The sequence below is a fragment of the Brevundimonas sp. TWP2-3-4b2 genome, from assembly GCF_049897345.1.
GTDB lineage: Bacteria > Pseudomonadota > Alphaproteobacteria > Caulobacterales > Caulobacteraceae > Brevundimonas.
Map to the genome: position 1 here is coordinate 181,168 of NZ_JAFCWB010000003.1, position 15,947 is coordinate 197,114.

At 66.1% G+C, this 15,947-nt stretch carries 8 protein-coding genes and 1 pseudogene; 7 read left to right on the top strand and 2 right to left on the bottom strand.

Going from position 1 to position 15,947, the window contains the following annotated elements; all coding sequences use genetic code 11:
* Positions 1 to 6: 6 nt before the first annotated feature.
* The 4 genes from ACP7AS_RS07905 to ACP7AS_RS07920 are packed head-to-tail and all read left to right on the top strand — an operon-like array spanning position 7 to position 9,125.
* A complete protein-coding gene (locus tag ACP7AS_RS07905; protein ID WP_426028324.1) occupies positions 7 to 1,395 on the top strand; it encodes a multiheme c-type cytochrome in 1,389 nt (462 codons plus the stop codon).
* Positions 1,392 to 3,359, top strand: a complete 1,968-nt coding sequence (locus ACP7AS_RS07910) for a GlcG/HbpS family heme-binding protein (RefSeq protein WP_426028325.1) — start codon at positions 1,392 to 1,394, stop codon at positions 3,357 to 3,359. Before ACP7AS_RS07905 ends, ACP7AS_RS07910 begins: the two co-directional genes overlap by 4 nt.
* Positions 3,344 to 5,191: a hypothetical protein gene (locus tag ACP7AS_RS07915; protein ID WP_426028326.1), complete on the top strand. Its 1,848-nt coding sequence runs from the start codon at positions 3,344 to 3,346 to the stop codon at positions 5,189 to 5,191. Before ACP7AS_RS07910 ends, ACP7AS_RS07915 begins: the two co-directional genes overlap by 16 nt.
* Positions 5,192 to 5,198: 7 nt before the next feature.
* Positions 5,199 to 9,125 carry a hypothetical protein gene (locus tag ACP7AS_RS07920; protein WP_426028327.1) on the top strand — a complete coding sequence of 1,309 codons (3,927 nt, stop codon included), beginning with the start codon at positions 5,199 to 5,201 and terminating at the stop codon, positions 9,123 to 9,125.
* A 48-nt stretch (positions 9,126 to 9,173) separates the two neighbouring features.
* Here the strand turns inward: ACP7AS_RS07920 and ACP7AS_RS07925 are convergent, their stop codons facing one another.
* Positions 9,174 to 10,043 (bottom strand): phosphodiesterase, encoded by an 870-nt coding sequence (locus ACP7AS_RS07925; RefSeq protein WP_426028328.1) that lies wholly within the window; start codon positions 10,041 to 10,043, stop codon positions 9,174 to 9,176.
* 33 nt (positions 10,044 to 10,076) lie between these two features.
* A complete protein-coding gene (locus tag ACP7AS_RS07930) occupies positions 10,077 to 12,362 on the bottom strand; it encodes a CHASE2 domain-containing protein (protein WP_426028329.1) in 2,286 nt (761 codons plus the stop codon).
* A gap of 178 nt (positions 12,363 to 12,540) precedes the next feature.
* On the opposite strand from ACP7AS_RS07930, the gene ACP7AS_RS07935 reads away from it, so the two are divergent.
* From ACP7AS_RS07935 to gdhA, 3 genes and pseudogenes are all read left to right on the top strand, one after another.
* The gene (locus ACP7AS_RS07935) at positions 12,541 to 13,830 is read left to right on the top strand and encodes a tetratricopeptide repeat protein (RefSeq protein ID WP_426028330.1); all 1,290 of its coding nucleotides are present in this window, start codon (positions 12,541 to 12,543) and stop codon (positions 13,828 to 13,830) included.
* A gap of 11 nt (positions 13,831 to 13,841) precedes the next feature.
* Positions 13,842 to 14,768: a FecR domain-containing protein gene (locus ACP7AS_RS07940; protein ID WP_426028331.1), complete on the top strand. Its 927-nt coding sequence runs from the start codon at positions 13,842 to 13,844 to the stop codon at positions 14,766 to 14,768.
* Between the two features lie 12 nt (positions 14,769 to 14,780).
* A pseudogene (gene gdhA / locus ACP7AS_RS07945) lies at positions 14,781 to 15,899 on the top strand (NADP-specific glutamate dehydrogenase); the annotation flags it as partial.
* Between the last annotated feature and the right edge of the window lie 48 nt (positions 15,900 to 15,947).

Here is a 15,947-nt window from a genome sequence, read left to right on the forward strand (position 1 = left end):
CAGGGTTTGCGCACCGCGACGGTCAATCTGGATCGTTTACGCCCGATTGCGGCCTGGGCGCGCGTGGCCCTTCTGCTGTCTGTCGGGCTTGCGCTCTGTGCCGTGCTTCCGTCGGGGGCCATTGCCGCATCACCCGGAGTCCATGAGGGCGTCGCCTCCTGCGCTGGATCGACCTGTCATGGCCGTCAGGCCCCCGACGGGGCGGTCGTGCGCCAGAACGAACTGGTCAGCTGGCAGGACCCGACTGGCCCGGGCGGGTCGCACAGCCGGGCCTGGCGTACCCTGACCTATCCTCGCGCCGAGGCGATCGCGCGGCGGCTGGGCCTGGGCCCGGCCCGAAACGCCCCGACCTGTCTGGGTTGCCATGCCGAGCCCGCCGCGGCCCGAGGTGCGCGTTTTCAGATTTCTGACGGGGTGGGCTGCGAGAGTTGCCATGGGCCGGCAGGCGGCTGGATCGCCAGCCATTACACGGTCGGTGTCAGCCATGCTGCCAACGTGGCCCGGGGTATGACGCGGCTGGAGGACCCGGTGGTCCGGGCCAATGTCTGCCTCGATTGCCACTGGGGCAGCGACAAGCCCAACCAGTTCGTGACCCATGAGATGATGAGCGCCGGCCACCCGCGCCTGTCGTTCGAGCTTGAGCTGTTCAGCACCTTCCAGCAGCATCATGACGTCGACTCTGACTATCTGCAGCGCAAGACGACGATGGACTCTGCCCGGTTCTGGGCGGTCGGACAGGCCGCTGCCCTGCAGCGCATTCTGACCGTTTACGGTGATAACCGACGGGCGGGAAACGGCGTGTTCCCCGAGTTCTATTTCTTTGATTGCCACAGCTGCCACCGGCCGATTTCTGACGAGCCCGGCGCGCCGCTCCTGGTCGAGGCCAATCCGGGCCGACCCATTCCCTCGGGCATGCCGCCCTTCAACGACGAAAACATGATCATGCTGGCGGCCGCCGCCCGGACGGCACCTGCCGCCTTGGCGACCCGGTTCCAGTCAGACTCACGGGCCTTCCATCAAGCCCTTGGATCGGACCGGACCGGAGCCGTGGCGGCCGCTCGACGACTGGCGCAGACGGCCAGCCAACTTTCAGCCAGTTTCGCATCCAGCCCCTTCAGCCGCGCCGACACCATCGCCATCCTCGAGGATGTGCTCGGGGCGGCCCTGGCCCCGAGATATACCGACTACGCCGGCGGGGCCCAGGCTGTGATGGCCGTGGACGCCCTGCTTAACGCCCTTGTCGCCCAGGGTCAGATCGACGGGGGTACGGTTCGGGCGATGCGCCCCGAGATCGACCGGGCCTATGCCGCGGTCCGGGACCCCAACCACTATCGGCCGCAGGAATTCCGCAGCGCCATGGGCGGTATCGCGGCCGCCGTCAGGCGCGCGAGATGACGCTTCGGACAGCGATTCTGATCCTCACCGCCTTCGCCGGTCTGACGCTGGCGGGATGCGGCGACGGCGGTTCGTCCAGTGGCGGTGGCGGGGGATCCGGCGGCGGCGGAGGTGGCGGCAGCGGGGCGCTGTATTCGGTTCCCGCCGCTGAGTCCCTTTCGGTGGCTGATGTCGAGGGCGTGCTGGCTCGTGCTGTGGCCGAGGCCCGGGCGCGGTCGCGTCCGGCGGTGATTGCAGTGACGGACCGGGTCGGCAATGTGCTCGCCGTCTATTCCATGACCGGTGCGCCGGCGTCGATCACGCTGCGCGCGGGTGCGACGGCCAATGTTGACCTCCAGGGCGTCGTCGCGCCCGCTGCCGCCGGCGCAATCGCCAAGGCGGTGACCGGGGCGTATCTTTCTTCGGGCGGCAACGCCTTCTCCAGCCGCACGGCCAGTATGATCGTGCAGCAGCATTTTCCACCGGCTCCCTCGACGGCGGGCCTCGAGAGCGGGCCTCTGTTCGGGGTTCAGTTCAGCCAGCTGCCCTGTTCGGACATCTCCAGCCGGTTCGTCGCCGGCGGCGGACCGTCCTCATTGATCGGTCCCAAGCGGTCCCCGCTCGGTCTGGCGGCCGACCCGGGTGGCTTTCCACTCTACAAGAACGGGGTGTTGGTTGGCGGTGTCGGCGTCATCGCTGAGTCTGATTATGGGTTTGATATCAATGTATTGAACATTGATAATGACGTCGAGGAACAAATATCCCTGGCGGCCGGGACGGGCCTGGCACCAGCCGCGGACATCGTCGCGGACAGGGTATCGATTGATGGAACGACGCTACGATACAGCGACGCCACGGCCGCGACCCTGTTGAGCGCTCCGGCCTCGGTGCCGGCCTTTGTAACCCTGCCTGTGGGGACGGGCACCTTCACCCCGGTCGCCGGCTACTATGCCGGCCCCGGAGCCATCGCGGGTCAGGTTTACGGGACCGAGGCTTCGGGCGTTCGCAAGGCGACAGCGGGTGAGTTCAACAATACGGACGCGTTCATCCTGACCAACGGATCCGGGGTCGGCCGATATCCGGTGCAGGCCGGGACGGACGGCGGCTCGGTAACGACGCCGCTAACGGCTGCTGAGTCGCGCGCCATACTGGAGGAAGCCTTTACCGTCATGAGTCGCGCGCGGGCCCAGATCCGCCGGCCGCTGGAAAGTCGCGCCCAGGTCTCTATCGCGGTGGTGGACACCCATGGTGTGACCCTGGGTCTGGTCCGTTCGCCGGATGCGCCGCTCTTCGGGATCGATGTGGCGGTGCAGAAGGCGCGTACCGCCAGCTTCCTGTCTCATCCGCTCGCCGCCGCCGACCTGTCGGGCAATCCGTCGGCGGATGTGAGGGCCTTCGTCAGCGATATGCGCACCTTCCTGTCCATGCCTGCGGCCCTGACCGGGCAGTCGGCGTTCAGTGTGAGGGCCGTTGGAAATCTGGCACGACCCTATTTTCCCGACGGCGAGGTCGGCCCGATCAGCGGACCGCTGTCGCGACCGATCGCCCTGTGGAGTCCCTTCTCGACGGGCCTTCAGACCGCACTGGTCCTGACCAACCTGGGCCAGCACGTCGGCTTTGTCAGCGGGCTGGGCCTCGATACCGTGCCGCGCTGCACCGCCTTGCCTGACGTGGTGCCTGGCCGGAACCGGCTTCAGAATGGCCTGCAGATCTTCCCCGGTGGGGTGCCCATCTATCGCGGCGGGCAGTTGATTGGCGCCGTCGGCGTGTCGGGCGACGGCATTGATCAGGACGACATGATCTCGTTCCTCGGCCTCCAGAACGCCGCCATTCGGGTCGGCGGCATCAGCCAGGCCCCCGCCGCCATCAGGTCTGACCAGATCGTTGTCACCCAGTCTGGCCGGTCGACGCGGCTGCGCTACGTCAGCTGCCCGTTCGCGCCCTACGTCGACTCGTCGGAACAGAATGTGTGCAGTGCGCCGTGATGAAGGTGGCCTGGCCTGCCCTGATTGTTGTGGGTCTGGGTTGCTTCCCTGCATCCGGGGCCGCGGCGCAGGGTCTTCCACTGGTCATCCAACCCGCGGTTCCCCAGCCCTCGCGCGAGGTTGTACCGCCCCGGACGGTTGACCCGGATGCGCCGATCCGCCGCCGTCCCGGCCGGGTCGAGAGTTATCCCGAGGCGGTCATCCAAAGGAATCCCGGTGCCGTGCGCGCACCGCCGCCCGAAGCCTTTCCCGCCGACCACTTGCCGCTCCCTGATCGCTGGCGGGTGATCGAGGCGGTCGGTGTCAATGAACGCTGGTTCGATCCCTATAATCAGAACACCCTCAAGGGCGACCGGCCCCTGCCGGGCCATGAAGACCTGTTCGTCGTGGTCGCCGGGGTTTCGGATACGGTGATCGAGCCTCGTTCCCTGCCGCTGCCGGTAGGAGTTCAGACATCCCAGGATCCGAACAGCCTCGATACGTTCGGCCGCTCGAACAGTCTGATCGTGTCGCAGACCTTGCTGGCCTCGGTGTCGCTCATTGAAGGGTCAACGGCTTTCAAACCGCCGGATTTTGAGGCTCGCCTGACGCTGGCCCTGAACTACAGCGATGTGACGGTGCCCGAGCGGCGCATCCTGTCGGTACAGCCCTCGCGAGGCCCTGACCGACAGGATTCCTTCTTGGGCGTCCAGGAAGCCTTCATCGACTACCATCTGCGCAACGTGTCCAAACGCTATGATTTCGATTCCGTCCGGGTCGGGATCCAGCCGTTTACCTCGGATTTCCGGGGCTTTCTTTTTCAGGACAACCAACTGGGCGTGCGGCTGTTCGGGAACCGCGACAACAACCGCTACCAGTACAATCTGGGCCTCTTTCTGCGACTGGAGAAGGACACAAACTCGGGGCTGAACGACATCACCCAGTCGATTCGCGACGACCAGGTTCTGGTCGCCAACCTGTACCGCCAGGACCTGCCGTTTCCCGGCCTGACCTCGCAATGGACGGTGCTCTACAACCGTAACCGGGAACAGGATGACATCCATATCGACGACAACGGCTTCCCCGCGCGCCCGGCCTTGCTCGGCGACCTGCGGGGACGGGACTATGATATCGTCTACCTCGGCTACAACGCCGACGGACGGGTCGGACGGATCAATCTGACGGCTTCGGCCTATGCGGCCCTTGGCGAGGACCGCAACAGCATCTTCACAAGCCGGCCTGCCGATGTCCGCGCCTGGTTCCTCGCCGTTGAGCCGTCGATCGATTTCGACTGGATGAGGCTCCGCGCCTCGGGCCTTTACGCCTCGGGGGATCCGGACCCCTATGACGACGTCGAGGAGGGGTTCGATGCCATTTTCGAGAACCCGCAGTTCGCCGGGGCCGACACCAGCTACTGGATCCGCCAGTCCATCCCCTTCGCCGGTGGCGGTCGGGCCATCGGCGTCAACACCCGCAACGGCGTCCTGAATTCGCTGCGTTCGTCGAAGGAGGAGGGTCAGTCCAATTTCAACAATCCGGGCACCGTTCTTCTCGGCTTCGGGACCGATCTCGACCTGACGCCCCAGCTGCGCGTCAGCGCAAATGCAAACCATCTGTGGTTCGCCGATACAGCCGTGGTCCAGGCCTTGCGTCAGGAGGGCTCGATTCCGAAAGAGCTGGGTTTTGACGTGTCAGTGTCGGCCATCTGGCGACCGCTGATGACCCAGAACGTCGTCCTGCGGGCCTCGGCGGCTGTTTTCGAGCCCGGCGAGGGGTTCGGCGACCTGTTCCAGGCGAGAAATCGAGACGACCGGTTCTATTCCGTTCTATTGAACGCTGTTCTTACTTTCTGAGGGGGCGATGGGGACCTGGGGGGGCAAAAGACTGGTCATAGGGGCGCTGTCCGCCCTGATGATCGTTGTCGCCGGCACCCCGGCCGTCGTGGTCGCTGACGATGACGAGGCCCCTGTCGCGCGGGCCTATGTCACCGCCCCGCCGGCGCCGCGCGGTCAGACTCCTGAACAGGCGGCCGCCAAGAGCGTTGGCTGCGTGAGCTGCCACAGTCCGGTCGACGCCGCGAGCATGCACGCCTCGCCGGCGGTCGTACTGGGCTGCGTCGATTGCCACGGCGGCGACGCCGCTGCGGCCATGCCTGCCGGTGCCGCAGTCAACTCATCGGAATACAATGCAGTGAGAGACAGAGCTCACGTTCTGCCTCGCTATCCAAAGAGCTGGCATTTCCCGAGTTCGGCCAATCCGGAACGGACCTACACCCTGCTGAACCGTGAGGCACCGGAGTTCATTCGTTTCGTGAACCCCGGGGATTACCGTGTCGCGCGCCAGTCTTGTGGCAGCTGTCACATGGAACTAATTGAAAAAGCTGAACGTTCCTTGATGGCGACCGGTGCCATGTTCTTTGGCGGCGCCTCGTACAACAACGGGATCTTGCCGTACAAGAACTACATGATCGGAGAAGCCTACACGCCCGATGGTGAGGCAGCGCGTCTGCTGTCGCCGGGCACTCCGCCGGGCACGGTGACGCTCGACGAGGCGCGACGCGGGGCTCTTCCGGTGCTGTACCCGATCCCGACGTGGCAGGTCACACCGCCGGGAGACATCTTCCGGGTGTTCGAGCGCGGAGGGCGCAACATCGCGACCCAGTTCCCTGAAATCGGCCTGCCCAGTCCGACCGGCCTGCTTCAACGGCTGGAGGAGCCGGGGCGCCCTGATTTCCGCCAGTCCTCGCGCGGACCGGGCACCGGCCTTCGCATCGCCGTGCCCGTACTCAACATCCACAAGACGCGGCTGAACGACCCCTACACCTGGTTCATGGGCACCAATGACCAGCCCGGAGACTATCGGTCGTCCGGCTGTACATCCTGCCATGTCGTCTATGCCAATGACCGCGAGCCGCGGCACAGCCTGGGTTATTCGCAGTTCGGCCGGGACGGCCAGACGGCGACGACTGACCCGACCATCAACCGGCAGGAGTCGGGCCACCCGATCCGGCACGCTTTCACCCGCGCCATCCCGACGTCCCAGTGCATGAATTGCCACATGCACCAGCCCAACATGTTCCTGAACAGCTACCTCGGCTACACGATGTGGGACTATGAGGCCGACGCGCCGACCATGTGGCCCGAGCGGCAGCGCTATCCCACGGCCGAGGAAGTTCGCGAGGTCCTGGACCGCAATCCGGAGGGTGCCGCGCCGCGCGGGAACTGGGCCGATCTGGACTTTCTGCGCGCGGTCAACGACCTGAACCCGACCCTCCGGGACACCCAGTTCGCCGACTATCATGGCCACGGCTGGAATTTTCGCGGCGTGTTCAAGCGCGACCGAGAGGGCAATCTGCTGGACGCCGAGGGCGGCATCGTCTCGCCCGACGACCCCGAGCGCTGGCGGCGGGAAGGCGAGGGCCAGTTCGTGCCGCCGGGTACCAACCCCGGCAAGACGGTCCACATGATGGACATCCACGCCGAGAAGGGCCTGCAGTGTGCGGACTGCCACTTCTCGCAGGACAGTCACGGCTCGGGCCTGATCATGGGCGAAGTGGCTGCGGCGGTGGAGATCGGTTGCAAGGACTGCCACGGGTCGTCCCGCGCCTGGCCGACCCTGCGCACCTCAGGCCCCGCGGCACCGCCCGAGGGAACGGATCTGACCCTGCTGCGCAATTCCGACGGCCAGCGCCGCTTTGAGTGGATCGAGCGCGACAATCGCCGGGTGCTGATCCAGCGCTCGATTGTCGACCCGACCCTGGAGTGGGAGGTCGATCTGGTGCGCGACGCCGTCGATCGTTCCAGCCCCGAGTTCAACCCGGCGGCGGCGCGGGCCAAGCTGATGTCGGTGTCACGTCCGGGGCAGGCCAGCTTCTCCTGGGGACCCGGGGTCGCGACGACCGACCTCGCGCACGATGACGAGGAGATGGCCTGTTACAGCTGCCACACTTCATGGACGCCCTCCTGCGGCGGCTGTCACCTGCCGGTCGAGGCCAACTGGCAGTCCACGAGTCACCGCGCGGAGGGCGGCACGACCCGCAACTATGCCACCTACAACCCGCAGGTCGCACGCGACGACATGTTCCAGCTGGGCCGCCACGGGACCGCGCGCGGCGGGGTGATCGCCCCGGCCCGGTCCTCTTCTGCGCTGGTCCTGTCCTCGACCAATATCAACCGCGAGCGGATCTATGTGCAGCAGCCGCCGATCTCGGCAGTCGGCTTCTCCAGCCAGGCCTTCGCGCCGCATTTCCCGCACACGGTGCGCAAGACCGAGACCAAGACCTGCAGCGACTGTCACGTCTCCGAAGCCGAGGACAACAACGCCATCATGGCCCAGCTGCTGATGCTGGGGACCAACTCGGTCAACTTCGTTGGCATGAATGCCTGGGTCGGACTGGAGACCGGCATCGAGGCGGTGCGAGTGACCGAATGGGATGAGCCCCAGGCGGTATTCGGCTCCTACCTGCAGCGCTATGCCTATCCGGACTACTTTGCCCAGCACGTCGAGCGCAACGGGCGTGAACTGATCAACTGGACGCGCGGGGAGGCGTTCGATCGTGAGGCCGGCGGCAGTGGGGACACCCGACCGGTCGAGGAGATCGCCAACACCCTTCAGGGCACGGGCGGTCAGGCCCGCTGTCTGCAGTTGCGCGGTGAGTATATGTTCGTGGCCGAGGGCCGGGGCGGGTTCCGCGTCTATGACGTGGCCGCGATCGGCAACAAGGGCGTCTCGGACCGAATCCTGACGGCGCCTTTCTCGCCGCTGGGGAATGACACCCACGTCGCCTCCGGCAATGCGACCTGTATGGCCCTGCCGACCAACCAGTCGATCGCGCCGACCCGCAACACGCCTGAGATGAGGGCGGCCAACCAGGAACAGGCCTTCCATCCCATCTACAGCTATGCCGTCGTGACCGATGCCCGCGAGGGGCTGATCCTGGTCAATGTCGACACCCTGGCCGACGGCGATCCACGCAACAACAACCTGCGCCGTGCCGTGACCTGGAACCCCGGCGGGGTGCTGGACGGCGCGCGGCACATCACGCTTGCTGGCCACATCGCCTATATCGCCGCCCGCGCGGGCCTGGTGGTGGTCGATCTGGATGATCCGCTGCGGCCGCGCCATGTCACCACTGTGCGGCTGGACGACGTCCGGGCCTCGGCGCTGCAGTTCCGCTATCTGTTCGTTACGGACGCGCAGGGCATGCGGGTTCTGGATGTGACGAACCTGGAGGACCCGCGCGCTATCGAGGGTGCCGTCGTGCCGATGGGCGACGCCCGCCGCCTGTATGTCGCGCGGACCTATGCCTATGTCGCGGCCAAGGGCGAGGGGCTGGTGATCATCAATGTGACCAACCCGCGCCAGCCTCGCCTGCACCAGCGGGTGACCTTCGACGGCCAACTGAACGACGCCGAGGACGTGGTGGTGGCCTCCACCAACGCCTCCCTGTTCGCCTATGTCGCGGACGGCCGGAACGGGCTCAAGGTGCTGCAGCTGACCAGCCCGGACAGCCAGCGGAATTTCTACGGCTTCTCGCCGGAGCCGCGCCCCGAACTGATCGCATGGGCGCGGACCCCGTCGCCGGCGCTGGCCCTGTCCAAGGGGCTGGACCGCGATCGGGGCGTGGACGAAACCGGGCACCAGATCGCCATCTTCGGCCGCCTCGGCTCGCGGCCGTTCAACAGAAGCGAGATGGAACGGCTGTTCCTCGATTATCGCGGAGAGGTTTACCGGGTCAGCGACCGGCCGTCGCTGGACGGCTGGCTGGCGGCCGCCGGCGGGCAGTAGCCGGTCGGGCAGAGCCTTGGCGGACGACGTCCACCAGGCCTGATTTCGCTAGTGGTGGTGCGGCCCGGCCGTCCCGGCGCGTTCCTGCGCAAGATGCTTCATGAAGGCCTGCATCTTGTGCGTGTAGCGGGCGAGGATCTTGTAGCGCTGGACCGCCGTGAAATGGCTGACCAACCTGCGGCCGTTCCAGCGGTGAATGCCGAACGACGGCGGTGCCTCGGCGATCATCGGTCGCTTGTCCGGACGGTCCAGGTTCATCGGCTTGAGGTCCAGCACCACCTGCGGCGCGGTGGAAGGGCAGACCGTCAGGGTCGTGCCGGCCCATGAGGTGACGATGGTGCGGTGGACGTGACCGCACAGGGCACCAACGACCTGGCCGTGGCGCGAGACCACGTCTGTGAACCGCTGCACCCAGGGTTCGGCAGGGCCGATGGTCATCCACTCGATGCCGGTGTCGATGGGCGGGTGATGCAGGACCAGCAGGGTCGGCCGGTGCGGCCCCTCGGCCAGCCGGGCCTCCAGCCAGGCCGCCCGCTTCTCGCAGAAGCCGCCGCCATGGCGGCCTTCCTCCAACGTGTCCACCACCACGATCCGCAGCGGATGGTCGTCGACGACATACTGGATGAAGCCGTCCTCTTGGGCCGTATCGGGGAAGACCTGACTGAAGTTGGCGCGTGTATCATGGTTGCCCATGCACATCAGGATGGGCAGGGAAAGCTGCTGGATTTCCTGACGAAACCATTCGTATGACGCGACATCGCCCTTGTCGGCGATGTCGCCGGTGATGACGATCAGGTCGGGCTTCGGTTCAAGCTTCGTCACCGCCTGGACCGTCTGGCGGAAACGCTTCTTGTTTATCTCGAACCGGCTCTTCTGGTCGAAGCCGATATGGATGTCGGTGATCTGAACGATCAACATGACGCTGTTCTCCCGTTCAAAGTCATGTCGTTTCTATTTCTCCAGCGCCTGGCTGATCCCGTCCCAGTCATCGGACGGCGGGTTCAGTCGGAAATCCGCAACCCGCGTGGCGTAGACAGCCGCGACGCCCTCCAGGCCCGGCAGCGTACCGGTGGCCCGCAGTGTCTCCAGCGCAGCCTCGGTGCCGCCCCAGTCGCGGGACCGATACGCCTCAAGGATCGCGGCCATCCTGGCCCCGGTTTCAACGAAGGCAGGGTCCGGGGACATCTCCGGCGGTCCCATCAGGGCGAAGATGCGCTCGGGAGCGTCGCGGCCGACGACCCGGATGAGGTCCAGTTCGAGGAGGGCGAAGTCGGACAGGCGGGCAGCGAGGTCTTCGCCGATGAGGATGTTCACCGAATAGGCCTTGGTCAGACTCTCCAGTCGCGAGGCGAGGTTCACGGTGTCGCCGATCAGCGAATAGCTGAGGCGCTGGCGCGAGCCCATATTGCCGACGCAGCACGGACCGGTGTTGAGCCCGATGCCGATCGCCACCTGACCCGGCCAGGCCGGGTCGCCGGCGCTGTCGGTGTTCAGGCGTTTCAGCGTCTCGAGCATTTCCAGCGCAGCATACGCTGCGTTCCGTTCGTGCTCGGGATCGTCCAGCGGCGCGTTCCAGAAGGCCAGGACAGCGTCGCCGATGTATTTGTCGATCGTGGCCTTGCGAGCCAGCAGCACGTCCGTCATCGGCGTCAGCAGGTTGATCAGGAAGCGGATCAGTTCCTGAGGCCCGAAACGTTCCGAGATGCGGGAGAAGCCGCGCACGTCGCTGAACAGCACCGTCATCTGGCGCACTTCACCGCCCAGCTCCAGCTGGCCGGGATCGCGGGCGATCCGGTCGACCAGTTCGGGCGACAGATAGCGGTCGAAGGCGTTGTGGATGTGACTTCGCGCCCGTTCCTCCCGGTAGAAGGAGACGGCGGTGATGGCGATATAGACCGAGACCACGCCCAGCGCGGGGAAGATAGGCTCCAGCAGCAGACCGCTGTTCCTGAAGGCGAACCAGGACCCGCCCAGCACGCCGCCGAGCGCGAGTATCGCCAGCACGCCGCCGCGCAAGGCACCCAATGCGGGGGCGGAGAGCGCGATGAGCAGGCAGAGCACCACCATCAGCATACGCTCTGCGCCGGGAGCCCAGTCTGGCCGGCTGAGGAATTTGCCGACGATCATCTGCTCGGCCGCCTGGGCGTGGATGACGACGCCGAGTTCACCGGCCTGGGTGGGGGTTGAACGGATGTCGCGAAGGCCGATCGCGCCCGTGCCGATGAAGACGATCTGACCCTCGAAGAGCCGGCGCATCTCCGCTTCCGGCAGGTCGCCCTGAAGGATTCGCCAGGCGGGCACGATCCGCTCCGGGTGAGGCGCCGTGTAGTGCATCCACAGTTCGCCGACGTCGGTGGTTGGGACCTGCAGGTCCCCGGTCTTCACAGCGAGCACGGTGGTGACCGGCCCTCCGCCGAATTCACCGCTGCCGTCGCTGCTGCGCACCAGAACGGCACCCGCGCCCTGGGCGACCCTGAGTGCTTCGAGTGAGAGCGAGGGAACGATCTGGCCGTCGAGATTTGCGATGAGTGGCACTGCCCGGATGATGTCGTCCCTGCCTGCATCCAGACTGACAGACCCCGCGCCGGACGCGCGGTTGCCGATGACCGGCATGCTGACGATGGCACCGTTGTACTCGCGCAGGACGCCCAGCGGCGGCGTTCCCGAAACGGCGACCCCTGCGTGCTCGGCCGGCCGCGCGGTGTTCGCCTCCTCCGTGAGGAAATAGCCGGTGACGGTGGGGCCGCGCCCCATGGCCTGACCCAGCAGTTCGTCATGGTCGGTCATGGCGGCGATTTCTGCGTAATCGCCACGCGCCTCCGGATTCTGCCGCAGTAATTCCACGGCGCGGGCCGGCGAGGTCCGGTCCGGTTCCGAGAAGACAATGTCGAAGGCGATGGCCGCGGCCCCCGCGTCGGTGAGGGCGTCGGTCAGGCGTACGACGTCCGTGCGCGGCCAGGGCCACTGGCCGAGGCGACGGATGCTCTCGTCATCGATATCGACGACCCGGACCCCGGCGTCCTCATAGGGGCGGGGATAGGCGCGCTGGTAGGTGTCGAAGACCAGATTGCTGATGCTTCCGACGAATGGCGGCGGGAAATAGTGCAGGATCAGCAGGAACAGGGCCACGGTCAGGCCCGGCCCCGCCGTCGCGATATATCGCGTGAGCGACAGGCTGGAGCGCGCCAGACGCGACCCGATTTCCTTCAGTCGTTCGGTCTCAGGCTCCGCCCCCATCGCGTCTGCCTCACTCGATCTGTGCACTCAACGAATAGTCTATGGGACTCTCGCGGAACGATGTTACAGTAATTGCTCCGCAGTCGGGGATAGACTATCCCGGGCAATCTGCAAGCGGTTGGGGGTGTCGATGAAGCTTTCAGGGTCCAGGTCCGCCTCGATTTTCCGGGCCGGCTTGATGATTTTCTCCATTGCGGGGCTTTCGGCCGCGGCGGTCGAAACCGCCTCAGCACAGGATTTTCAGGCGGTGTTTGCGGCACCGGACGATCCGGCGCTCAACTTCGAATTCGCGCGGCGCGCGGCCGCAGCCGGCGACCTCAACGGCGCAGCCGGTGCGCTCGAGCGCGTCCTGATCGCGGACCCCAACCGGCACAGCGCGCGGCTCCTCTACGCCGTCGTCCTGTTCCGCCTCGATGACCTGCAGGGAGCGCGCGACCAGCTGGATCTGCTCGACCCGGTGTCTCTCACTCCGCTGCAGCGGGCCGAGGCGACCCGCTATCGTGCCAGCATCGAACGCAGCAGGTCGACAACCCGGTTCGGTGGAAGTCTGACCGCCGGCCTGACCTATGAAGACGACGCCGCAGGCGCGCTGACGACCCATGTCGACTCCCTCTTCACGCCGCCGGTCAGCGAGGCTGGCGGGGCCGCCGTGTTTACGGCACGCTTGCGTGCCGCACACGATCTGGGCGGCGCGACGGGCTATGCCGTCTTCGGTACGATCGGCGGCTATGACCGCACGACCTTTGATAACATCGACGGCGACGTACGCCGGGGTGACATCGAGGCTGGCCTGTCCTACCTCGGTCGCCGAACCTCATGGAACATCAGCGCCGTGGCGCGGGCGCTTGAGCTTCTCGGCGACCCCTATATGCGAGAGGCTGGCGTCAAGGCCCAGGCCCGTTGGCGGACCAGCAATGCGACCTCCGTTTCGGTGTCCGGCGAGGCCGTGAGTCAGACCTTCGATGAGCCCACCGTCGACGCCCTGGTCCTTCTCCTCGGCGGGGACCGTGACGGCTGGCGATATGACTTCAACGTCGGCGTGACCCATCGGCTGGACGCGCGAAGCAGTGTCGGCCTGTCGGCTGGCTGGCAGGACAAGCAGGCCGGATATGAAGCCTTCGGCTACTCCGGGCCCGGCGTTCAGGCGCGCTACGACCGAAGCGCGCGTCGGGGACAATATCTAGCCGTCTCCGGTGGCGTTCAGTGGCTGGACTATGATGCGCCTGATCCGGTCTTCATCGGTCTCACAGCCGCGGCGCGCGAGGATGTCCGGAGCTGGGCCCGCGTGGCCGTCGGTGCACCGATCAGCGCTTTCACCGGTGTCGGCGCGACCGGGGACTGGCGTCAGGATGTCGGGATCGAGGGGGCACTGACCTACAGCGCGCGCGATTCCCTTGCCCCTCTGGCGGACTATGAGAGCTGGGGCGCGGAACTGCGCCTGACCTGGCGCTTCGGCGCGGCAAACTAGGAGAGATGGACATGACCCGGGTTCGCACCTTCGTCGCCGTCGCCGCCATGGTTTGCGCCGTGTCGGCCGCCGCTGCTGTCCAGGCCCAGGAGGCCGTGGGCGTTAACGCCGCCATCCGCAACACCGTCCGCACCCAGCCCGCGGGCGAGGGCGCGCTCAGGGCTGCGGCGCTGAGAGCGCAGGTTCGCACCGGCGACGTCTTTGTCAGCGGTGCCCAGAGCCAGCTGCAAATCCTCCTGAGGGATCAGTCGATCTTCACCATCGGATCGAATGCCCGTGTGACCATCGACCGCTTCGTGATCGATACCGATCGCAGCGCCGGCAGCGCCTCGGCCTCGGTCGCGCGCGGAGCATTCAGGTTTGTGTCCGGACGTGGCGGCGCGCGCGCGGGTGCCGTGCGGACACCCGTGGCCTCGATCGGCGTGCGCGGCACCGTCGTCGAGACAGTCGTCGGTCCTGATGCCCTCCTGGTGCTGCAAGGCCAGCCTGGCTTGCCGCCCTTCAGCGGATCACCCGATGACGCCAGCCTGATCGTCCTGCGTGGTCCCGGCGCGCGCGGCTCAGGCTTTGACACGCCGGGCGCGATCGACGTCACCAGCGGGGACCAGACCTATTCCCTGGAGCGTCCCGGCCTCGCGATGTTCGCATGGCCCGGCGGGACGTTTGGACCCTTCGAACTCTCCGATGAAGCCTCTTCGCGATTGAGCGCCCTGCTCAGGTCAGCGCCGACCTCGAACACGGACTCGAGTCCTGGAGACGTCATGTCCGCGGGTCTGGACTCCGGCGCGGCAGCCTTCTTCGGCGACGGTGGCCAGGCCGGCCCGGAAGGCATCGAGCCGACCCTGGACTGCAAGCCGAATGTTCGGAACGGGGACCCGGTCGCCGGAGGTAGTCCGGGTGCCCCGGTTTGCGGCGAGGGGGGCTCGCCGAACTTCTAGAGGGATGCTGACATGGCCGTCTCCGACCACGTTGATCTGCCCCGGTTCATCGAGGGCGTAAAGAAGCGCAACCCGGGCCAGGATGAGTTCGTCCAGGCCGTCCAGGAGGTCGCCGAAGACATCTTCGACTTCATCAGGGACAAGGAAGAGTACCACCACTACCAAATCCTGCGGCGCATCGCCGAACCGGACCGGGTGATCAGCTTTCGGGTGTGCTGGGAGGACGACAAGGGCAATATCCGCGTCCAGCGGGGCTGGCGGGTCCAGAACAACAACGCCATCGGCCCCTACAAGGGTGGCATCCGCTTCCACCCCAGCGTGACCGAGAGCGTGCTCAAATTTCTGGCCTTCGAACAGACGTTCAAGAACAGCCTGACGGGCCTGCCGATGGGGGGCGGCAAGGGCGGTTCGAACTTCAATCCCAAGGGCAAGTCGGATCACGAAGTGATGCGGTTCTGCCAGTCGTTCATGACCGAGCTCTATCGGCATGTCGGCGCGGACATCGACGTGCCCGCCGGTGATATCGGCGTCGGCGGTCGCGAGATCGGCTATATGTTCGGCCAGTACAAACGGATCACCAACCAGTTTACCGGCGTGCTCACGGGCAAGGGATTGTCCTATGGCGGCAGCCTGATCCGGACCGAGGCCACCGGCTATGGCGCGGTCTATTTCCTGAAGGAAATGCTGGGCCACATCGGCCAGGAAGTGGCGGGCAAGACCGCCGTGATCTCGGGATCGGGCAATGTCGCGACCCACGCGGCGGAGAAGATTGTACAACTGGGCGGCAAGGTCCTGACCCTGTCGGACTCCCAGGGTTTCATCCACGATCCCGATGGCATCGACCAGTCCAAGATCGACTGGGTCAAGGTGCACAAGACCAAGCGGCGTGGCCGAATTTCGGACTATGTCACCGAGTTCCGCAGTGCCACCTATCACGACGGCCAGCGGCCGTGGGCAGTGCCCTGCAACGTCGTCCTGCCATGCGCGACTCAGAACGAATTGAACGGTGCCGATGCCCGCACCCTGGTGGCCAACGGCTGTATGGCGGTTTCCGAGGGTGCCAATATGCCGACCGATCTGGAGGGTGTGCACGTCTTCAAGGCGGCCGGCATTCTCTATGCACCGGGCAAGGCCGCCAACGCCGGTGGTGTGGCCGTCTCCGGGCTGGAGATGAGCCAG

Bases quoted from the DNA above. Each gene is read 5' to 3' on its own strand.
- ACP7AS_RS07910 (WP_426028325.1), top strand. From the start codon at position 1,392: ATGACGCTTCGGACAGCGATTCTGATCCTCACCGCCTTCGCCGGTCTG.
- ACP7AS_RS07920 (WP_426028327.1), top strand. From the start codon at position 5,199: ATGGGGACCTGGGGGGGCAAAAGACTGGTCATAGGGGCGCTGTCCGCC.
- ACP7AS_RS07925 (WP_426028328.1), bottom strand. From the start codon at position 10,043: ATGTTGATCGTTCAGATCACCGACATCCATATCGGCTTCGACCAGAAG.
- ACP7AS_RS07930 (WP_426028329.1), bottom strand. From the start codon at position 12,362: ATGGGGGCGGAGCCTGAGACCGAACGACTGAAGGAAATCGGGTCGCGT.
- ACP7AS_RS07935 (WP_426028330.1), top strand. From the start codon at position 12,541: ATGATTTTCTCCATTGCGGGGCTTTCGGCCGCGGCGGTCGAAACCGCC.
- ACP7AS_RS07940 (WP_426028331.1), top strand. From the start codon at position 13,842: ATGACCCGGGTTCGCACCTTCGTCGCCGTCGCCGCCATGGTTTGCGCC.